This window comes from Paenibacillus barcinonensis, from assembly GCF_003217495.1.
Classification (GTDB): domain Bacteria; phylum Bacillota; class Bacilli; order Paenibacillales; family Paenibacillaceae; genus Paenibacillus; species Paenibacillus barcinonensis.
In genome coordinates, this window is record NZ_QJSW01000004.1 from 24,256 (window position 1) to 44,541 (window position 20,286).

General features: G+C 46.3%; 20 protein-coding genes. 17 read left to right on the forward strand and 3 right to left on the reverse strand.

What is annotated here, in order from left to right:
• The first annotated feature begins 1 nt into the window (after position 1).
• The 5 genes from DFQ00_RS07780 (at position 2) to DFQ00_RS07800 (ending at position 4,380) form a co-directional block, all read left to right on the forward strand.
• The gene (locus DFQ00_RS07780) at positions 2-1,015 is read left to right on the forward strand and encodes a carbohydrate ABC transporter permease (protein WP_110895925.1); all 1,014 of its coding nucleotides are present in this window, start codon (positions 2-4) and stop codon (positions 1,013-1,015) included.
• A 180-nt stretch (positions 1,016-1,195) separates the two neighbouring features.
• Complete coding sequence (locus DFQ00_RS07785; protein ID WP_110895926.1) at positions 1,196-2,743, forward strand: glycoside hydrolase; 1,548 nt, start codon at positions 1,196-1,198, stop codon at positions 2,741-2,743.
• 184 nt (positions 2,744-2,927) lie between these two features.
• Positions 2,928-3,368 carry a hypothetical protein gene (locus DFQ00_RS07790; protein WP_208643765.1) on the forward strand — a complete coding sequence of 147 codons (441 nt, stop codon included), beginning with the start codon at positions 2,928-2,930 and terminating at the stop codon, positions 3,366-3,368.
• Positions 3,369-3,442: 74 nt separating this feature from the next.
• The gene (locus tag DFQ00_RS07795; RefSeq protein ID WP_110895928.1) at positions 3,443-3,697 is read left to right on the forward strand and encodes a hypothetical protein; all 255 of its coding nucleotides are present in this window, start codon (positions 3,443-3,445) and stop codon (positions 3,695-3,697) included.
• Between the two features lie 233 nt (positions 3,698-3,930).
• Complete coding sequence (locus tag DFQ00_RS07800) at positions 3,931-4,380, forward strand: GNAT family N-acetyltransferase (protein WP_110895929.1); 450 nt, start codon at positions 3,931-3,933, stop codon at positions 4,378-4,380.
• Between the two features lie 158 nt (positions 4,381-4,538).
• On the opposite strand, the gene DFQ00_RS07805 is transcribed toward DFQ00_RS07800, so the two are convergent.
• Genes DFQ00_RS07805 through DFQ00_RS07815 form a run of 3 tightly spaced genes read right to left on the reverse strand, consistent with a single transcriptional unit; the run spans position 4,539 to position 8,954 of the window.
• Positions 4,539-5,555 (reverse strand): sugar ABC transporter substrate-binding protein, encoded by a 1,017-nt coding sequence (locus DFQ00_RS07805; RefSeq protein WP_244213733.1) that lies wholly within the window; start codon positions 5,553-5,555, stop codon positions 4,539-4,541.
• Complete coding sequence (locus tag DFQ00_RS07810; protein WP_244213754.1) at positions 5,548-7,137, reverse strand: response regulator transcription factor; 1,590 nt, start codon at positions 7,135-7,137, stop codon at positions 5,548-5,550. The genes DFQ00_RS07805 and DFQ00_RS07810 overlap by 8 nt, the downstream gene beginning before the upstream one ends.
• A gap of 5 nt (positions 7,138-7,142) precedes the next feature.
• Positions 7,143-8,954 (reverse strand): cache domain-containing sensor histidine kinase, encoded by a 1,812-nt coding sequence (locus DFQ00_RS07815; RefSeq protein ID WP_110895931.1) that lies wholly within the window; start codon positions 8,952-8,954, stop codon positions 7,143-7,145.
• A gap of 251 nt (positions 8,955-9,205) precedes the next feature.
• Between DFQ00_RS07815 and DFQ00_RS07820 the strand changes: the two genes are divergently transcribed.
• From DFQ00_RS07820 to DFQ00_RS07875, 12 genes are all read left to right on the forward strand, one after another.
• Positions 9,206-10,225 carry an ABC transporter substrate-binding protein gene (locus DFQ00_RS07820; protein ID WP_110895932.1) on the forward strand — a complete coding sequence of 340 codons (1,020 nt, stop codon included), beginning with the start codon at positions 9,206-9,208 and terminating at the stop codon, positions 10,223-10,225.
• Positions 10,226-10,483: 258 nt separating this feature from the next.
• Positions 10,484-12,019 carry a sugar ABC transporter ATP-binding protein gene (locus DFQ00_RS07825; RefSeq protein ID WP_110895933.1) on the forward strand — a complete coding sequence of 512 codons (1,536 nt, stop codon included), beginning with the start codon at positions 10,484-10,486 and terminating at the stop codon, positions 12,017-12,019.
• Positions 12,020-12,022: 3 nt separating this feature from the next.
• Positions 12,023-13,066, forward strand: coding sequence for an ABC transporter permease (locus DFQ00_RS07830; RefSeq protein WP_110895934.1), 1,044 nt, complete (start codon positions 12,023-12,025; stop codon positions 13,064-13,066).
• On the forward strand, positions 13,056-14,030 hold the full coding sequence (yjfF, locus tag DFQ00_RS07835; RefSeq protein WP_110895935.1) for a galactofuranose ABC transporter, permease protein YjfF: 975 nt from the start codon (positions 13,056-13,058) through the stop codon (positions 14,028-14,030). Before DFQ00_RS07830 ends, yjfF begins: the two co-directional genes overlap by 11 nt.
• Positions 14,031-14,128: 98 nt before the next feature.
• Positions 14,129-15,169: an ABC transporter substrate-binding protein gene (locus DFQ00_RS07840; protein ID WP_244213755.1), complete on the forward strand. Its 1,041-nt coding sequence runs from the start codon at positions 14,129-14,131 to the stop codon at positions 15,167-15,169.
• A gap of 37 nt (positions 15,170-15,206) precedes the next feature.
• Complete coding sequence (locus DFQ00_RS07845) at positions 15,207-15,734, forward strand: AAA family ATPase (RefSeq protein ID WP_110895937.1); 528 nt, start codon at positions 15,207-15,209, stop codon at positions 15,732-15,734.
• 113 nt (positions 15,735-15,847) lie between these two features.
• Positions 15,848-16,432, forward strand: a complete 585-nt coding sequence (locus DFQ00_RS07850) for a methyltransferase domain-containing protein (protein ID WP_110895938.1) — start codon at positions 15,848-15,850, stop codon at positions 16,430-16,432.
• Positions 16,433-16,470: 38 nt separating this feature from the next.
• Positions 16,471-17,451 (forward strand): phosphotransferase enzyme family protein, encoded by a 981-nt coding sequence (locus DFQ00_RS07855; RefSeq protein WP_208643766.1) that lies wholly within the window; start codon positions 16,471-16,473, stop codon positions 17,449-17,451.
• Positions 17,452-17,534: 83 nt separating this feature from the next.
• A complete protein-coding gene (locus DFQ00_RS07860) occupies positions 17,535-18,026 on the forward strand; it encodes a GNAT family N-acetyltransferase (RefSeq protein ID WP_110895940.1) in 492 nt (163 codons plus the stop codon).
• A 6-nt stretch (positions 18,027-18,032) separates the two neighbouring features.
• Positions 18,033-18,551: a P-loop NTPase family protein gene (locus DFQ00_RS07865; protein WP_110895941.1), complete on the forward strand. Its 519-nt coding sequence runs from the start codon at positions 18,033-18,035 to the stop codon at positions 18,549-18,551.
• Between the two features lie 133 nt (positions 18,552-18,684).
• Positions 18,685-19,218: a GNAT family N-acetyltransferase gene (locus DFQ00_RS07870; protein WP_110895942.1), complete on the forward strand. Its 534-nt coding sequence runs from the start codon at positions 18,685-18,687 to the stop codon at positions 19,216-19,218.
• A gap of 24 nt (positions 19,219-19,242) precedes the next feature.
• Positions 19,243-20,280 (forward strand): alpha/beta fold hydrolase, encoded by a 1,038-nt coding sequence (locus tag DFQ00_RS07875; RefSeq protein WP_110895943.1) that lies wholly within the window; start codon positions 19,243-19,245, stop codon positions 20,278-20,280.
• Positions 20,281-20,286 lie beyond the last annotated feature (6 nt).

Below are 20,286 nucleotides of genomic sequence, written 5' to 3' on the forward strand. Positions count from 1 at the left end.
CATGAAGACAGAAACCGTAGCAGGGCAGCCGTCTGTGAAAAAGGAATGGCTGCAGCGCCTGGGTTCCACGGCCTACTGGTTTGAAGGGATCAAGAAGTGGGCATGGATTCTGGTCCGGTTTGTGCTGATTTTTGGCATATCATTTGTAATTCTTTATCCCATTTTATTGAAAATCTCCATATCATTCAAAAGCATGTCCGATCTGTATGATCCAACGGTAATCTGGATTCCGCGAACCTTTACGCTGGAGAACTTCAAGCTGGTTTTCACAGCGATGAATTACCCAAGCGTGCTGATGAACACCTTGTGGCTATCTTCAGCGGTTATGCTGCTGCAGACGATAACCTGTGTGCTTGCAGGGTACGGGTTTGCACGAATCAGGTTCAAAGGCAGTGGTTTGCTGTTTGCAGCCGTGATCTTTACCATTCTGGTGCCCACGCAAACGATTATGATTCCGCTGTACCTGAATTTCAAAAACTTTGATGTGCTGGGGCTGATTGAGCTATTTCGAGGCAGTCCTGCCAATCTGATCAACACGTACTGGCCGTTCCTGATCTCGGCAGCCCTTGGTATGGGGGTCAAAACAGGACTGTATGTGTACATTTTCCGCCAGTTTTTCAGAGGTATTCCGCGTGAGATTGAAGAGGCAGCGTATGTAGATGGAGCGGGATACTTCAGAACATTCGGCCGAATTATTCTGCCAAACGCGATCCCATCCATGATTACCGTCATGCTGTTTTCGTTTGTATGGCAGTGGAATGATTCATTCTTCACCAATATGTATCTGAATGAACCCAAGGTGATGTCGTCGATGATGTCATCGTCCGGGTTCACCATTGCAACCTATTTGACAGGCGGTGGTCAGGCTGCTGCCTCGTACACGCAAGATCCGTTTTTCATGTCAATGATGATGAATACCAGTGTGCTGATGGCGATACTGCCACTCATTATTATTTATCTGTTCGTTCAGCGACATTTCGTAGAGAGTGTAGAACGCTCCGGTCTTGTAGGATAACGATGAGCCAAAGCGGTGATACAGGAGAGACAAAACGGCAGCGAAGAGGCTGGTAAAGCACGAGGCTGCTGTAGGAAAGTTTGCAGGCCATTCGGGGCGACCTGTCTATACAGACGGTCGTCCGAGAGGTACTGCTGGCAATGAAAGTTGGCTGCACAGGTCAGGAAGAGGGGAAGAGGAATGGAGAGTAATACACGAGAAACACAAGGGGTACTGGATAAGAGGGTAACGATTGACGGAAGGATACGTTATCAGCGTATAGACAACTTCGGGGCTTCAGATGCATGGTCGATGGAACCACTCGGGAAGTATTGGAATGAAGAGAACAAAGCGCGGGTAGCTGATCTTTTGTTTTCCAGAGAAAAGGGGATCGGATTATCCGCTTGGCGTTTCAACATCGGCGCTGGCTCAGCAGAAACCGATCAGGCTCGAATTCCTGACCCGTGGAGACGTGCGGAGGCCTTCAAAATGTCGGAGGAAGGAGAATATGACTGGAGCAAGCAGTCAGGTCAGCAATGGTTTCTGAAGGCAGCTTATGATCGGGGTGTGGAGACACTTATCGCCTTTGTAAACAGCCCACCGGTATGGATGACCAAAAATGGTCATGCCCAGCCTGATCTTGAAGTCGGTTCCACTAACCTGAGAGCAGGGTATGAAGGTAAATTTGCAGCCTATCTTATGGATGTATTGGCACATTTCAAGCAGATAGGGCTGGCTTTTGATTACATCAGTCCAATCAACGAGCCAACCTGGGACTGGAACCAGGCTTGGCAGGAGGGCAATCGCTACAATAACGATGATCTGAAACAAGTCATTCTTGAGTTGTATCGTCAGCTGCAGCAGAGTGAACTGCACACGCAAATCAGCGCACCGGACGGTGTGGAGCTTACTTCACTGCTGGATGATGAATATTATCGTCAGTTTGCGGGCAGCGGAACCTATTCCAGTGGTGCAAACCAGCTGGGAACGGGCAAATACCGGGAGTACATAAAAGACCTGATTGGCGATCCTCAGATGAAAGAAGCCATTGGCAATAAAATCGCATCCCACTCCTACTGGTCCGACTACAGTAATCCGGGAGATGATCGACTGGTGAAGCTCAGGCAGCTGCTTCACAACAACCTTATCCATTACGATCAAGACAGCAAATATTGGGTCACGGAATATTGCATTTTGGGGGATTATGGCCCTGGACGTGATTTAGGCATTGAACCAGCGCTGCATGTCGCAAGAACGATTCACTTTGACCTGGTTGAAGCCCATGCCGCCGCCTGGCAGTGGTGGACGGCTGTCTCCAAGGTGGATTATAAGGATGGACTACTCTATACGGATTATGAGGAAGCCGGAGACGAGCAAAATATTCTGACCTCGAAAATGCTGTGGGTGCTCGGCAACTACAGTCGATTCATCCGTCCCGGAGCAAAACGGGTTGAACTCAACGGACTAGGAGAGGAAGCGGACAGCGGACTGCTCGGTTCTGCTTACATTCATGAGGAAGAGCAGACGGTTACAGCCGTTTTCGTCAACCATGGTGAACACGATAAGTGTATTCAAGTAAACCTTCGGGAACTGGGCTTGAAAGGACCAATTACCACAATGGAGTCTTATGTAACCAGTGCTGAACTTGATTTAGCTTCTCAGGAGACGGTTACAGCCGAGACAGGAGAGCAGTCATTTGTCCTGACTATTCCGGGAAAATCTGTTGTGACCTTCACTGGCAGTGTGTAAAAAGTAAGAAGTAAATGAGTAAATATTCAGAGTTTCACTCGATATCGCCCATGATATAATGGAGCTTGATACATGCAGAAATGTGTTATTAAGCTAAATTCTGTCATGGGCTTTTTTTAAAATTGTAACCCAATCAATTCATCTGAAAGGGAGGGGATTCATGGAAATCAGGAGAAAGAGAATGATGATTTTGTATACTTTTTTCATAATCATCGCTTCTTATTTCGTATTAGATCCGCTCATTGTTCTGGATCGAACTGATCAAGCGTTGGGGGAATATGATTTTGTTCGGTCATCGCCTGATGCTGAGGTGTTCATTGAAGGAACAGGAAAGCAGCAAATTTCAGATGATCAAGTGTTCACCACCCTGAAAATCCTTCGTACGAACTGGAATAAAACCCCACTGGCTCTGGATGAAGGAAGTATGTTTGAAGCAAAGGAATATTTGGTTGTGTATCGCAATCTAAAAATTATGGGATCGCAGTGGATACCTGGCAGAAGTTTATTCGGTATGGGAACAGATTATGTGCATGTGAAAAAAGGAGAACGAAGAACGCTGTATTTGGCGTTTAATCCAGAAACCAATAAACTACGGATATTACCTGCCAATCTGGTCAGTCAATGAAAGAAATCATAACAGAATGCATATAAGCATTTCATTTCATCAAACCGGAAATCGGTTATCGCCGGGCTTGGGAGTTGCTCAAGGATCAAGGCGGCATCGGTCTGTTTTGGACGATCCATGTTCCGACCTTTGACTCGCTGCATAATGAAATTCGTTCCCACTACACTGCATTAGCCCCTCATCTGGATGATTCTCACTATCCTTCGCCAGATGAAGTTATTCAGGAGCGTAAAGAAATTACAGAACAATTCGGCTTGTTCACGGATATTGAGGTTAAGGAGTATAACTGGATACAGACTTGTTCCAGCGACGAATATGTCGCGTTATGAAATACAAATTCCAAGCATCAACAGCTGGCTGAGGATGTTCGGCGTTCACTTCTGGAGCGAATCAAACATTCCATTGATGGTGAAGGTGGAACGATCGATAAACAGCACAAGGTTGCTCTTTTTCTAGGGAGGAAGAACATATGAGTGATCTGCGTTCAACATACAATATTCAAACGGCGGTGTTAAGTTTTCAAGAGGAAGAAAACAAAGGAAACGCTTAGGAGGAATATCCAATGACTGTTCAGGTCAAACCTGTTTCGATGGATGATTGGTTTGCTTGTACTCAATTAGAAGTAAGTGAAGAACAGAAAAACACGTTCCCTGCACCTGTCGTTTACTGGCTGGCTGAATCCAGGTTTGTCACAGACTTTCAACCCATGGCGATCTACAACGATACGAATCTGGTTGGTTTTGCAGTGTATTCCAATCAAGCTGATGATAAGGGTGACTACTGGCTTCCAGCTCTAATGATTGACAGTAAGTTTCAAGGCAGAGGATATGGAAAAGAAGCACTGCTGGCTTTAATCCAAGGGATGCGAACAACGCTGAGCTGTAAGCGTATTCTGATTGGACACAGACCTGAGAATCGGGTGGCAGGTGAATTGTATGAATCTCTCGGTTTTTACCGGGTAAGTGAAGAGCTTATCGAAGGTGAGGTTGTTCGAGCTTTGAAGTGCAACTGAAGTTCGGTATCCGTTCACATTTGTATGCTCCTACTGTATGCCTACAGCTTGTGCAACCCCTGTTGCATCGCTACATCGCTTGCAAGCAGAATACTTCCTGATATTAAGCTATTAGGAAGTATTCTAGTTTAATGTTTGAAATACGTAATTATCATGAATTACTGGTTGATTTCAATAATCCCCGTATCTATAAAATCCCCGACAGCAAGCCCGTCACTTGCACGGAGCAGCGTTTCAATAATTTCAACTCCCCATTTCCGCTCATGCTGCGAGATGACAGCAGATATTTGCCCATTCACCAACCCTTTTTCACTGGTGGAGGTGTCACCTAACGCAATGAGATGCCTGTTTAACCCTTTGGCTTTCCAGACGAGAACAGAGGCCGAGACAGATACAAAATCCAGCCCGACCACTGCATTAAAATGTGGGTGAGCATCAATCACGGCTTCAATATCGGCTGCAGCTCGAGCTTCATTGCCTTGATTGTAGTTGACCTCCAGCACTTCAATCGCTGTATCATTGCGAATATAATCAATAAATCCGTTCAGCCGCTGCTGCAGCCCGTGCATCTCTTGCAGCCCGCTCTCGACCAAAATCATACCTTGATTATTCAGCAGTCTTGAGGTGGTGATTGCGAATTGTTGTCCCGTACGATAGTTGTCAGCACCGATATAAGCAGTGCGCTTGCTGGAAGGAGCATCGGATTCAAACGTTACCACAGGAATACCGGCAGCTATTGCTTTATTGATAACTGGTGTGAGAGCGGCCGCGTCCACCGGTGATATGGCGATGCCATCAACGTGTTGTTTGATCATGTTCTCCACAATACGGATTTGCTGCTCCGTATTGGCTTCATCTGGCGCATTGACGTTCAAGGTGACATGATGCTTTCCAGCGGCTTGGGCAGCGTCCATCGTAATCATCTCATAGGTTGGATAAGTCATCGGGTAGATCATACCGAAGATTTTGTTCTTCTCAGGTTGATCTGTGGATGCCGCAGCGTGCAGACGGGTTTCCTTCCCTGAGGGCTGTAATCCACCTGATTCACTTGAACGGGAAGACGTTGTAGAGCCAGCAGGCACACTTGAATCAGAAGTCATGACCGCACAAGAAGTGAGTGTGAATAGAAGCAGCATCGTAAAGAGGAGCCAGCAGGTCCATCTGAATTTATTCATACAGTGGCTCTTCGATCTGCTCCGATGGCGGTTCATGAAATGGCATAGCTCCTTGCGAGCGAAATTCTTTGGGCGTGCAGCCCGTTGTTTTTTTAAAAATATTGGAAAAATAGTGCGGATCGTTATAACCTACCTTGTATGCAATCTCAAAGGTCTTGCTGCTCGTCGTTTTCAGCAGTTCCTTGGCCTTGTTGATTCGCACCTGAGTTAAATATTCGGTAATCGTCTGACCTGTTTCCTGACTGAAAATTTTGCTGAGATGGCTGGAGCTGATACGAACGTGGGCAGAGATGGTTTTCAATGAAACCTGCTCATTATTATACTGTTCTGCTACGTAAGATTTGACCTGATCAATGACATCACTGTATTTGCCAGAGGATGCCGCTCTTCGTTGCCATAATTGATCCAGCAAAGTGAACAAGTATTCCATACAATGCTCCCAGCTTCCAATCCGCTGAATCCGCTCCTGCAGACTCCTGATACTTTCATCTGCATCGGCTCCCATACGAAATAGCTGATTTGCGATGCGAAAGCACTCAAGGGTCAGATCATTTAACAAATAAAAGCCATAGGTTGATTTTTGCCAGTCAACAGATTTCAGCGGGGCAGCAAACTCTTGTACAAAATGATTGCGTAGATGAGGGCTGCCAAGCTTGAGAAATTCAAGGAATTGATTTCGGTCGAGAAAGATATCCATTTTCTCATCAAGCTGAATCCTGCGAAGTGAAGCTTTATTTTGCAGGGTCAGACGTGTAATGTATTTATCTTCATCCGCTTCCAGATAGGAGATATGAATGCCTTGCAGACGCTCCTGCCTGCTTCCAATCCCTAGAATGATACTACAGGTGAACTGCTGCTCCAGTTCCAGACGGATGTGCCCTCGTAGCTCTTCCAGACAAGTGGTTATGCTGTCTTCCGAGTTGGATTTTAGCAGCAGCACTAGTTCGGTACGGCTTCGAATGTAAGGAAGAAGCTCGGCATGGGCGTTGCAGGTTTCCTGTAGGACAAAGAGCATTTTGTTCAATAGCTGCTCCGTGTGCTGCGCATCTTCCTCCAATCTCACGTCAACGATGGCGATGGCATAGAATTTGGCTGAAAGGGGGAGTGACAGCTTCTTGGCTGAATCGATAGCATCACTTGTACCAATGAGGCCACCACACAGATCGGCCAGCAATTTTTCCTTAGTCATGGCAAGGCTCATCAGCCGTTGCTCCTCTTCATCCATTTTTTGGCTGACCTGATGCAAAATCTGAAGAAGCTCTGCCGCGCTGACAGGCTTCAGGCAATACTCGGTCACGCCTAGCCGGATCGCCTCCTGAGCATAACTGAATTCATCATGACCGCTCATAATGATGATCTTGATCTCAGGCTTCTGCGCACGGACGATGGAGGCAAGCTCTAATCCGTTCATAAACGGCATTTTGATGTCGGTGATCAGAATATCCGGGGCCCATTCTTCTATTAGAGGTAAAGCCATCTCTCCATCAGGGGCATCCCCGCAATAGTGAAAACCCTCCTGCTTCCAATCAACGCTGCTACGTATGTTTTCCCGAATAGCAATCTCGTCGTCCACAATCATCACCTTTTTCAATGCCGAGCCTCCTTGCTTTTTGGAATTCGAATTTTAAACGTACTACCTTCCATATATGTGCTTTCCATTTCGACACCATAGGAAGGACCGAAATAGAGCCGAATCCGGTGATGTACATTCATCAGACCAAATCCGCCTTCCTGCTCTTGCTTGGGAGGGGAATGGAAGTCTGAGGATTGTTCCAGTGCTTCTCTTAATTGGTCCAGTTGCTCCTCCGACATGCCGATCCCGTTGTCCTGTACGGTCAGCACAATACTTGTTTCATCAGCACAGGCCTGGATGAGGATATGCCCTTGACCACGTTTGTTTTTGATGCCATGGTAGATGGCGTTTTCGATCAGAGGCTGCAGTGTCATTTTCAGAATCGGATAATGCTGCAGCTCAGGGTCAACCTTGATTTCGTAAGCCAAAATATCGTGATAGCGCATCTGCTGAATCACCAGATAATTGCGGGCATGCTCGAGCTCGGTTTGGATTGTTACCCAATCGAAGCCGTTGTTCAGACTTAAACGGAAAAATTTGGAGAGAGCCTGGACAAGCTTGATCACACTTTCCTTTTTGTCGGCTTCAGCCATCCAGATAATCGACTCCAGTGTGTTATACAGGAAATGTGGATTAATCTGTGCTTGCAATGTGCGCAGCTCGGCTATTTTTACCTGCTCATTCTCCTTAATGTTCTGTTCCATCAGTGCTTTGATCTGCTCCAGCATCGTATTGAAGCTTTGACCGAGATCCGCGATTTCGTCTGAGCCGGCAGGGGAGACCTTGGCCTCCAGATAACCGCTTGCCGCTTTACGCATCTTGTTCATCAGAATCTGAATGGGAAAAATCAGTCGATTATTCAGGAAAAAATATAAAGAAATAGCAAAGAATGCGCTTAACAAAACGCTGATAATGATTAACTGCCGAATGCTGTTAGCCTCCGCAAGAATCTCTTGAAATGGAGCTGCCCCAACGATCCTCCATCCCGTTTGCTTCGACGTGCTGTATACGACAAATTGGGGTTTAGCGCCTGTGGTCGGATTAAGGCTGTCCTGCTGAGCGTGTGAGGACAGTGCATTAAGCTGCTCTATGACGGCAGGGGAGGCTTGCTCCGTTGGCGGCTGGAACAGTGTCTGACCATATTGATCATTAATATAAAAGAAGCCGGAATCCTTGATCTTTGTTGTTGTCAAAAAATCATCAATGAATGAGTCATTCATATCAATCACTATAAAACCGATGACCTCCTGTGTAATGCGTTCTTTGACAGTGGTCATAATTGAAAGCGCATTCTGCTTTGGATACACGAATCCGTCCAATTGATTCTGTTCAGCGTAAGGTGCGGCATGTGGGATGCGTAAGATGGCATTGGGATACTGCACCAAATATTGAAAATAGGGATTTCGAAGCGGATTGCGTTCCAGCTTGAATACCCCTTTGCGTTCACTGAGACCCTTGCCATAGAAATTAACAAAAGAAATATTGAGTACCTTATCATACTTGTACGTTTCTCGATAGAGATTATATGTCTGTAAAATGGCTTTGGCTTCGGCATAGGACTCGGACTGGGAGTACAAATACTGAAGCACTTGTGGATTCTTGCCGAGCTCCAGCAGCCGTTCGGTATCCTCAAACATGATGTCAATGTTCCTGGCAAGCTGGTCAGCAGCCAGCTGTGTGGCAGCTTTGTTATGATCCGATACAACCGTATAGGACTTGTGGTAAGAGATTAACCCAACAACGATGAGTGGTACAGAGCTGAGGATGATGAACATGCTGAGTAATTTAAGTCTGAGGCTTGAAGTGATCCATTGGACAAGTTTCAACGTCTTCCACTCCATCTGAAGGGATCAGGAATAATTAGGTAGCATTATTATAACATGAATTTTAAGCATTACAGATGATCGCAAAATAGTACACCAATATCCAAAGAAATTCCACATTTTCAAAGCAAGTCCTCTAAAATTACTAAATTATTACATAAAAACCGAATCACATTCCATGTTAGTTCGCATTGTAAGCGTTTTATAATGTGATCACACCATACAAGGTGAACTTAATAAGGGAGGATCAACTGATGCGAAGCAAAAAAAAGTGGGGACTGGTTATAACGCTGGCGATGGTCATGCTTGTCAGCACAGCTTGTAACAGCAAAGGAGCATCCAATACAGATTCGGCGAATCCGGCCGCGGGAGAGGGGAGTACACCTGCCAGTGCAAAGACCATTACCCTTGGCTTTTCTCAGGTAGGTGCGGAGAGCGGCTGGCGTTCAGCAAATACGAAGTCCATTCAGGATTCGGCTAAAGAAGCGGGTTATGATCTGAAATTCTCGGATGCGCAGCAGAAACAAGAGAATCAGATCAAAGCCCTGCGCTCCTTTATTCAGCAAAAGGTAACGGTGATTGCCTTTTCGCCTGTAGTAGAGTCCGGTTGGGATACGGTATTAAAGGAAGCCAAGGATGCAGGCATTCCGGTTATTCTGACGGACCGCGCGGTGGATTCACCAGATAAATCCTTATACAAAACGTTTATTGGTTCAGACTTTGTGGAAGAGGGTCGCAAGGCGGGACAGTGGCTGGCTGATCAATACAAGGATACCCAAGAGGACGTAAATATTGTTGAATTGCAAGGTACAACAGGCTCTGCACCAGCCAATGACCGTCAGGAAGGTTTTATGGAGATTATCGGTTCGAATGCCAAGTTAAAAGTCATTGCGTCACAAACGGGTGATTTTACGCGTGCCAAAGGCAAAGAGGTTATGCAAGCCTTCCTCAAAGCACATAAAAAGATTGATGTTCTGTATGCTCACAATGACGATATGGCACTTGGGGCCATTCAGGCGATTGAAGCAGCTGGCTTGAAGCCGGGCGTAGATATCAAAATTATTTCTGTTGATGCCGTAAAGGATGGAATGCAGGCAGCAGCGGATGGCAAGATCAATTTTATCGTCGAATGTAATCCGCTGCTCGGACCTCAATTAATGGAAGCGGTGCAGGCCGTTGTAGATGGCAAAGAGATTGAAGCCCGGATCGTCACCGACGAAACAACCTTCACATCCGATCAAGCCAAAGAAGCACTGCCAACACGTGAATATTAAAAGCAAATGCGAATAACAAAGAAAAGTCATTTTTCGACCTGACTGTCGCTAAATGACTTTTTTCTGTAGCAGCTTTGGCATATACCTGATGAACGCTTTATTTGATTTGACTATGTAAGGTGAACTATTCATTTACACGTTAACGGAGAGGATAGAAATAATCTGGGGATAACAGCGATTGGAAGGTTATTCTGTCATCGTAGTGGATTATGTAAGATCTTGAGTTCAACTTGATTTTATGAAAAAGGAGAGGATTTCATGAATGCTGTTCACACCCCCATATTGCAAATGACCGGGATTACGAAGCAATTTCCGGGTGTCAAGGCGCTCTCCAATGTCAGCTTTCGCCTGTTTCCGGGCGAGATTCATGCGCTGATGGGTGAGAACGGAGCAGGAAAATCAACACTGATCAAAGTGCTTACAGGTGTCTACTCCATTGATGAGGGAACCGTGACGATGGACGATCATGCTCTGGCGATATCGGGGCCGCTCGAGGCTCAGAAAGCAGGGATCAGCACGGTGTATCAGGAGGTGAATCTATGCCCGAACTTAACGGTGGCAGAAAATATTTTTATCGGCCGGGAGCCGATGAAATTTGGCCGCATCCACTGGAAACAGATGAACAAAGATGCGGAAAGCCTTTTACGGGAACGATTAAATCTGATCATTGACGTGAAGGCCCCGTTGCAGTCGTATTCCGTTGCGATTCAGCAGCTCATTGCCATTGCACGGGCACTGAGCATCTCGGCAAAAGTGCTTATTCTGGATGAACCGACCTCCAGTCTGGATAAAAATGAAGTGCAGCAGCTGTTTCAGATTATGCGCAAGCTCAAAAGTGAAGGGCTGGCGATTGTGTTCGTGACCCACTTTCTCGATCAGGTGTATGAGATGTCCGATCGTCTGACCGTGCTTCGCAACGGAGAACTGGAGGGGGAATACATTGCCGCAGAGCTTCCACGTATGGAGCTGGTGCTCAAGATGATTGGCAAAGAGCTTGAAGTGCTGGAAGATCTGCCAAAGCAGGTTGACCAAGGAGCATCAGCGACAGAGACGGAAGTTGACGGTTCACGAGACATCCTGATTACTGCAACGGGTCTGGGACGGAAGGGCGCCATTGAGCCGTTTGATCTGACCATCCGTAAAGGAGAAGTGGTTGGTCTGGCTGGTTTATTGGGTTCAGGACGAACCGAGATGGCCCGTCTGTTGTTTGGAGCGGATCGTGCAGATGAAGGGAAACTGGTCGTTGCAGATACAGGCAATACCGTCAAGTCTCCACGACACGCAATTGATCAGCATATCGCGTTCTGCTCCGAAAATCGAAAAACGGAGGGCATTATTGATGATCTGACAATCCGTGAAAATATTGTTCTGGCCTATCAAGCCACACGGGGCTGGTCCAGGCCGATTTCGCGCAAAAAGCAGGATGAACTTGCAGAGAAATATATGAACCTGCTGCAGATCCATCCGAAGAACCCGGAGCATCTGATCAAAAATCTGAGCGGCGGCAATCAGCAGAAGGTTCTGCTTGCACGCTGGCTGTTAATGAACCCGAATCTGCTGATTCTGGATGAGCCTACACGCGGCATTGATATCGGGGCAAAGGCAGAAATTCAGAAGCTGGTTCTATCGCTATCGAAGCAGGGGATGGGTGTGCTGTTTATTTCCTCCGAGCTGGAGGAAGTGATTCGGGTCAGTGATCGGGTAACCGTACTGCGCGACCGTAAAAAGGTGAAAGAGCTGACTGGAGAAGAGATCAATCAGCAACAAATCATGAAAGCTATGGCAGGAGGTTAAGTGATGATCAGCAGGATGCGCAAACATCATTTGTTTTGGCCGTTATGTATGCTCGGTTTTCTTTTATTATTTAACTTGCTCTATTCACCGGATTTTTTCTCCCTGGTGATGCGTGAGGGCAATTTATATGGCAGTGTAATTGATATTCTCAATTTTGGAGCTCCTCTCATGCTCGTCTCCATCGGCATGACACTGGTTATTGCGACGGGTGGCATCGACCTGTCTGTAGGTTCCATCGTTGCCATTTCGGGAGCGATGGCTTGTCTGACAATCAGTAAAGGCACGGATCAAAGCTCGCTATGGCTCATTCTGAGCGCTCTTGCATTATCCATCGGTCTTTCGCTGGTCCTTGGCGTATGGAATGGAGCGCTGGTATCTGTTGCACGTATTCAGCCTATTATTGCAACACTGATTCTGATGGTGGCTGGACGCGGCATTGCTCAATTGATTACTAGTGGACAGATTATAACGGTGTCCAATACGCAGTACCAATACATTGGTGCAGGTTCTTTGGCCGCACTGCCATTTTCCATTTTCATCGTACTGGCTGTATTGCTTGTTGCTGTGCTGCTCACACGAAAAACGGCACTTGGGCTGTTTATTGAATCGGTAGGCAACAATGCACGTGCCAGCCAATTGGCAGGCATTCGCTCCAAAACGGTCATACTTGCGGTGTATGTATTTTGCGGTCTATGTGCAGGCATTGCAGGCTTGATTCTCAGCTCCAATGTATCCAGTGCGGACGGAAACAACGCAGGTCTCTGGTACGAGCTGGATGCGATTCTGGCGGTCGTGATCGGTGGAACTTCACTGAATGGCGGACGTTTTTATCTGATGGGTACGGTGATTGGAGCACTGATTATTCAGACGTTAACAACCACAATCTACATGATTGGTGTACCGCCAGAGGTTACACTTGTAGTTAAAGCCTTTGTTGTACTTGCTGTATGTTTAATTCAATCCGAAGCTTTCCGTAAAACGATGACCGAGCGTCTCAAAAAGCGGAAGTTTCCAGCTGAGCAGGGGGTAAATCGCCATGTATCTTAACCGAAAACTTCTACCGGTCCTGGTTACCTTTGGTCTGCTCGCCGTAATGATTGCTATCGGTTCATTCCGTTACACGGGCTTCTTTTCTACACAGGTGCTGTTTAATCTGCTGATTGATAATGCATTTCTCATCATTACGGCGATTGGCATGACCTTTGTCATTGTGTCCGGGGGAATCGATTTGTCTGTAGGCTCAGTCATTGCGCTGACAACGATCATCAGTGCCAGTTTGGTGGAAAAGCAAGGCTGGTCGCCCTCGGTTGTCATTCCGATGGTGCTGGTGATGGGCGCATTGTTTGGTACCATGATGGGGGCCATTATTCATTATTTTAAAATTCAGCCCTTCATCGTCACGCTGGCAGGTATGTTTTTGGCACGCGGGCTTTGTTATGTCATCAGTACCGATACCATCACAATAACGAATTCTTTCTATACTACAGTTGCACAGGCCAAAATTTCACTTCCGGGAGGAAGCTTTGTGTCCATCAACGTGCTGCTTGCCGTCATTATGCTGCTGCTTGCTATTTTCCTGGCTCACTACACCCGTTTCGGGCGTAATGTGTATGCCATTGGCGGAAGTGAACAATCAGCGATGCTGATGGGACTTCCCGTAGCCCGTACCAAAATTCTGGTATACACACTCAGCGGTTTTTGTTCTGCGCTTGCAGGCGTTGTCTTCACATTTTATATGTTATCCGGTTACGGCTTACACGCGATGGGGCTTGAACTGGATACGATTGCGGCAGTTGTGATTGGCGGTACTCTGCTCACAGGAGGTGTCGGTTATGTGGCAGGTACATTCCTCGGCGTATTGATCCAGGGAGTTATCCAAACTATAATTAGCTTCGAAGGCACACTCAGCTCTTGGTGGACTAAAATTGTGATTGGCCTGATGCTGTTTGTCTTTATCTTGTTTCAGCGTCTTCTTAGTGAACGACGAAGTTCTGCCAAGTCTTTAAATTAGCTCCGGAATATTGTATAGGTCAAGTGGGGCCTTATAATCAGTATAGACGGGTAGGTCTGTTCAATCGAGTTGGAGGAGGGAGAAAACCGTTGGGAAAAATGGCGAGCTGGTTGTGTATATTGCTTCTACTGTGTCTCACTGGCTGCACGACATATGAGTCCGAGTCGAAGCCGTCTCCTGTTCCAACTACCGATGAATCACTACCTTCAATAGAGGAATGGATGCAATCTGCTGAGTATGTGACTCCGCTCAAGAAATCAATCGTTGTAGGATTCTCGCAGCTGGGCACAGAGAGTGCCTGGCGTATGGCGAATACAACATCCATTCAGGATGCTGCCAAGGAATCAGGCATTACGCTTGTTATAAAAAATGCAGAGCAGTCTCAAACAAAACAATTTGAGGCTGTTCGTTCTTTTATCCGGCAAAAGGTTGATGTGATTGCTATCGCACCCGTCGTGGAATCCGGCTGGGATGACATCCTTCAAGAAGCGAAGCGTGCAGGCATTCCTGTCATTATTGTAGATCGCTCCGTCGATGTTGAGGATTCCGCTCTTTTTGTAACCACGATTGGTTCGGATTTCTATGAAGAGGGCGTAAAGGCAGGAAAGTATATTCAGGATCGGCTGCGCAATGTTCCGGGCACGATACGTATTGCTGAACTGCAGGGAACTAGTGGCTCAACGCCTTCCATTCAGCGTGGTGAAGGCTTTAGAAGCATCTTGGGTGAGAAAAATCATATTTTATTCTCGCAAAGTGCTCCTGCTGATTTTACAGAACACAAGGGCCGGCAGGTGATGCATGGTTTTCTCCAAGTGCCTGAAGAAGAAAGGCCGCAGGTTCTTTTTGCGCATAATGATGAAATGGCCTTTGGTGCGATTCAGGCAATTCAGAGAGCTGGCTTGAAGCCTGGGGAGGATATAATCATTGTATCGGTAGACGGTTCGCGCAAAGCGCTGCAAACTCTGGCCGATGGGCAGATTAATGCGGTGGTTGAATGCAACCCGCTGCTGGGGCCGCAGTTGATGCAGGCAGTGAAAGAGGTTATTGCAGGGCGTACACTGCCCAAACGTATGGTGCCCCGAGAGGATATTTTTACGCGGGAAAGTGCCAGCCGTGAGATGCTTCATCGTAGATTCTAGTAATTATAATACGATAATGCTGAAGAGGAGTGCTTGTATGATCATCATGATTAATGGCGCCTTTGGTGCGGGAAAAACTTCAGCTGCAGCAGCACTGCAGCCCAAAATTGCAAACAGTATGGTCTATGACCCGGAAGAGATCGGTTATATGCTTCGCAAGCTGCTTCCAGAAGAACATCGGAAGGAGCAGGAGCGTACTGACGATTTTCAGGATATCGAGCTGTGGAGAGTTTTGACGGTGAAGATTGCCAGAGAGGTGAAGCAGAAATACAATAAACATCTCATCATTCCCATGACCATCTATAAAAAAGAAAACTTTGATTACATCTACAGTGGGTTGAAGGAAATGGATCAGGACCTGCATCATTTTTGTCTGACAGCCTCTTTAGATAAAATATTTGAGCGTCTTGCCAAGCGAGGGGATCAATTCGGTGGCTGGCAGTATCAACAAGCTCCCAAGTGTGTTGAAGCGTTCAAGGCGGATGTATTCGAAACCCGTATTTGCACCGACCAACTGGAGACTGGCGATGTGATTGATATCATTCTGGAGAAAGTGGAGGGTTGAGGTTGGATAGACCAGAATAAAGTTTAGCAGTACAATAGGATGTAAGGAATTGGAATGAAAGTGTAGCTTGTCTGGGTGTTTTGAATGCGATTACATCTGAAGGGGGCTGTGCATTGTCCGAATATTACTGGGATCAACAGATCGAATACCTGAGGAATACACGCTGGTTATATTATAACGACGACTATTTGGAATTTCTGGTTCAAAGAGTCTGGAAGATTGAGAAAGCCGTACATATCATGGATTACGGATGCGGTTTCGGGTACATGGGCTTGAAGCTGCTTCCACTCCTGCCAGAGGGATCAAAGTACACGGGAGTAGATAAGGGAACAGAACTGATCAAACATGCTAAAGAAATCTATGAACATACATCGTATCGAGCCGACTTTATTGAGGGTGACATAGAAACGATGCAGGTGGATCGTGCTTACGACATAGCGATGAGCCATGCTTTTTTATTACATATGCCTGATGCGGACAAGCAGAGACTGGTTCATGCATTAAAAGAAGAAGGATTAGGTGCAATTCCCGGTAACCGGCCCGAAGTTATTGCCCAGCTTATAGGTCGGGGGTTGACCCACGAAGAGGCCAATCAACAATACGAAGCAGAAGAGAGATTCGCGAGGGAGTTCAACGAAAATGTGTGCATGACCTATGCGCCGAATATGAAAATCACGAGTGGAATCGTGGCACGATAAATGGCATATATGCTGAGGAAAGGCAGTGACATAAGATGGTGTCTACAGCAATACTTTCTCAAGCAGCTCAATCATTTGGCATTGCTCCTGACTCACTGACATTGGTAAGTGATACCACTAACGTGGTGTACAGATTTATTCAGAACGATAAAACTTATTTTCTTCGATTATCTGAAAAAGCACCTGTATATGAAACATCCATACAAGCAGAAGTGCAATGGATTCGTTACCTGGTGTCTAACGGTGTTCGTGCTTCTTTGCCCATTCTTAACAAAGAAGGGAAGTTAACCACGGTATGCCGGGATCAGGAGAAATGTTATGTTGCGACGGTATTCGAGGGAGCAGCAGGACATTATTTTGATTATGACTGGAGTGTATGGGACACGGATTTATTTAGCCAGTGGGGAAGCACTATGGGAAAGATACACCATTTAACGCAAGGCTATCAGCCCGATGATCCAAAGTTAATAAGAGCGGGTTGGAATCCGCTGCAATTAGATAATCCCCATCTCCATGCAGGCAATGTTGCCTTGTTAACCGGTAAGCTTCGAGCAATCGAGCAGCAGCTAACGGATTTACCGAAAAGGGCCGATAGTTACGGTTTAATTCATTATGATTTTCATCCTTATAATTTTATGATTGATCAGGGTGAGCTTACGGTTTTTGATTTTGATGATGCGATACGCGGCTGGTACGCTCTAGACATTGGGGTAGCAGCAGTTCATGCGATATGGTGGGGATCACATGATGCGAAGTGGGGAACGAAGGATGAGTTTGCACAAACATTTTTGACTGCTTTTCTGGAAGGGTATGTGAAACAACAGCCCATCTCACAGGAGTGGATATCCCGCATTCCTTTGTTTATGGAGTATAGAAATATAAGCTCGTTCTTCTGGTGGTTGAAAGATTGGAACGGGAATCAGGACAGCCTGTCTGAACATCAAAAGAATGCAATCTCACAGACGGTCAGGCTGATTGAAGCTGATCTTCCGTTTGAAGGGTGCCGCTTCAAATTATAATCAGCAGCAGTTTTTTCCCTCGACGGTGGATCGGGATCAGACAATTCTTAATTAAGATTAAACAACAAGGAGTGGTGGGGAGTATGGAGACAGAACGACTGGTGTTTCGCGATTATACCAAAAATGATTTTGAGCATTTGTATACGATGACAAGAGAACCCAATGTAATGAGGTATATCCGGCACGGCGGTCCATGGACAAAGGAAGAGACGCTGCAAACGCTTGAAAAATTTATCCAATGGAACAAGGCAGGCAAAGGGCTTTTGCTCGCTTTTAACAAGGAAGATAACCAGCTTGTTGGGACATCAGGACTCATACCACAAGTGATTGAAGGCAAGGAGGAGCTTGAAGTCGGTTATTGGGTGCGAGAGCAGTATTGGGGACAGGGTTATGGGTACGAGCAAGCCAAGGCGTGGAAGGAACAGGGGCTACAGCTGGGGCATAAACGCTTGATTTCTCTAATCCAGCACGGAAACACAGGTTCAATGCGCATCGCGCAAAAAAATGGCATGGTTCATGAGAAGGATGTCGACATCATCGGGAAACAGGTGGCCGTATTTTCGCTAGAGGTGTGACATACAATGAAAATTCGGATTATTGGCGCTTGTGGAAGCGGAAAGTCAACCTTAGCGAGAGCATTATCCCGAAAATACGATATCGCCAGCCACGAACTGGACAATCTGATCTGGGACAGAAGCGCAGTAAATTTGCGATACCCTGAAAAGGTGAGAGACCAAGCCTTGCAAGCCATTGTGAGTTCGAAAGCATGGATTATTGAAGGTGCTCAGCTTGAACCCTGGACTTCTCCATCTATTCTGGAAGCGGACGTGGTGCTGGTGCTGCATCCCCATGTGTTGGTGAGAGATTATCGGATTGTTAGAAGGTTTGTGCTCTCCAGAACAGGCTTGCAAGCATGGAATTATAAGCAGTCCTTCAGCAATCTGTGCAAAATGATTGTGAAATGGAACCATAAATATCCTGTTCAGGATGTCATCGAGATGACGAGTCGATACGGCAAGAATGCAGTTATTGTTACGAATACAAGGCAAGCTATAACAAAGATTGAACGTACATATAAGCCTGCAGCAGGCAAGCGCTAAACGTTTGAAATAGGAGATTTCATGAAAACTAACATCGTCCAGATTCAACCTGTTACACGAGATAATTGGGAACAAGCATTACAAATTTCACTGCATGAACACCAGACACAAGAGAAGTGGGGAATGTCATAAGATGATTACATATAAAATGATGAACCTGGATCATGTGAAGCAGCTGCAAGAAGTCGATCGTTCGGAGTACATCGACCTGATCTATGAGGTTAATGAACAGCAATTAATTGAGCACAAACAGGACCACGAGTGCGCGAGCTGGGATGGGGAGCAGCTGCAGGAGCTTCAGGCTCGTTACACTAATGAGCTACAGCAGGGCGGTGTGGCATATGGTGCTTTTGACGGGGCGAGATTAGTAGGCTTCGGAGTGCTTGCTCATCCATTCAGAGGCGAAGATAAGGACCAGCTACAGTTGGACCTTATGTATGTCTCCAGACCGTATAGACGCAAGGGGATTGGTAGACGAATTCTGGCTTATTTGAGTGCAGAGGCGAGAAGACGCGGGGCCAAATCATTGTATATCTCGTCCACAGAGACGAGATCCGCCGTATCTTTTTATCAAAGCCAGGGAAGTCGGATAACAACAAACGTGGATAAAGAATTGTTTGCCAAAGAGCCCAAAGATGTTCACATGATAAAGGAGCTGGGTTCATGACAACAGTTAGCAGAAGGAGAGACTATGCGAAAAAAGATAGCTAAAGCCATGAAGTATAGCCTCTTTACCATGCTAGGAATGATCGCCATTGCGCTTTTTTTTCCTACCTGGACACCGAGTATCCAAGGAGAGAACAGTGTAAGCAGACTTGAGCAGATTGATATTAACGGTACAGGGCATGAAGTCATGATTAGAGGAGCGGACCGAAGTAATCCGGTGCTGCTCTTTGTTCATGGGGGACCGGGGTGTTCCGAGATTCCGTATGTCCGAAAATACCAGCGTGAACTGGAGAAGCATTTTACCATTGTTCATTATGATCAACGCGGGAGCGGCAAGTCTTATCATTTTACAGAGGACTACTCAAACCTGACAACAGATATACTTGTCGACGATTTGATTGCTCTAACGAAGCATATCACAGAGGAGCTGCAGCAGGATAAGGTTGTGCTTATCGGCCACTCTTTTGGTACATATATCGGGATGAAGGCCGCTGCGAAAGCACCTGAACAGTTCCAGGCTTATATTGGCATCGGACAGATGGGGGATACCGTTCAAAGTGAGATTGAAACGTTAGATTATACGATAAAGCAGGCAAACATGGCCGGAAATATGGACGATATGCGGGAGTTGGAGCTCTTGAGAGAATCTATCCATCATGGGGAGGGCCTTACACCTCGAACTTTTGTACAAAAATATGGTGGGTCAGCTAGACATATCAACGAGAACGGTGATTATGCTACAGGCTTTCTATTCGGATCAGAGTATAACGGGCTGGATGTCATCCGCTTTTATACAGGAATTCTCCAATCCCAGGACCGTCTCGTGCGAGAAGCACTGGAGCAGCCTTTGCCTGAGCAGGTAGATGAGGTTCACATCCCAGTCTATTTGCTGATGGGTCAGTATGATTACATGACTACATTGAAAGAGGCGGACGTTTACTTAAACAAGCTGAAAGCTCCCAAGAAAGAGCTGATTGTTTTTCATCATTCTGCGCATTATCCGCAATTCGAAGAGAATGATAGATTTACCGCCTGGCTGTATGAATATTTCGGATCGAGTTAAAAAAAG

Coding starts and splice junctions, on each gene's coding strand:
- yjfF (WP_110895935.1), top strand. CDS start 13,056: ATGTATCTTAACCGAAAACTTCTACCGGTCCTGGTTACCTTTGGTCTG.
- DFQ00_RS07800 (WP_110895929.1), top strand. CDS start 3,931: ATGACTGTTCAGGTCAAACCTGTTTCGATGGATGATTGGTTTGCTTGT.
- DFQ00_RS07820 (WP_110895932.1), top strand. CDS start 9,206: ATGCGAAGCAAAAAAAAGTGGGGACTGGTTATAACGCTGGCGATGGTC.
- DFQ00_RS07865 (WP_110895941.1), top strand. CDS start 18,033: ATGAAAATTCGGATTATTGGCGCTTGTGGAAGCGGAAAGTCAACCTTA.
- DFQ00_RS07825 (WP_110895933.1), top strand. CDS start 10,484: ATGAATGCTGTTCACACCCCCATATTGCAAATGACCGGGATTACGAAG.
- DFQ00_RS07785 (WP_110895926.1), top strand. CDS start 1,196: ATGGAGAGTAATACACGAGAAACACAAGGGGTACTGGATAAGAGGGTA.
- DFQ00_RS07860 (WP_110895940.1), top strand. CDS start 17,535: ATGGAGACAGAACGACTGGTGTTTCGCGATTATACCAAAAATGATTTT.
- DFQ00_RS07790 (WP_208643765.1), top strand. CDS start 2,928: ATGATTTTGTATACTTTTTTCATAATCATCGCTTCTTATTTCGTATTA.
- DFQ00_RS07805 (WP_244213733.1), bottom strand. CDS start 5,555: ATGAATAAATTCAGATGGACCTGCTGGCTCCTCTTTACGATGCTGCTT.
- DFQ00_RS07870 (WP_110895942.1), top strand. CDS start 18,685: ATGATTACATATAAAATGATGAACCTGGATCATGTGAAGCAGCTGCAA.
- DFQ00_RS07845 (WP_110895937.1), top strand. CDS start 15,207: ATGATCATCATGATTAATGGCGCCTTTGGTGCGGGAAAAACTTCAGCT.
- DFQ00_RS07840 (WP_244213755.1), top strand. CDS start 14,129: ATGGCGAGCTGGTTGTGTATATTGCTTCTACTGTGTCTCACTGGCTGC.
- DFQ00_RS07780 (WP_110895925.1), top strand. CDS start 2: ATGAAGACAGAAACCGTAGCAGGGCAGCCGTCTGTGAAAAAGGAATGG.
- DFQ00_RS07875 (WP_110895943.1), top strand. CDS start 19,243: ATGCGAAAAAAGATAGCTAAAGCCATGAAGTATAGCCTCTTTACCATG.
- DFQ00_RS07830 (WP_110895934.1), top strand. CDS start 12,023: ATGATCAGCAGGATGCGCAAACATCATTTGTTTTGGCCGTTATGTATG.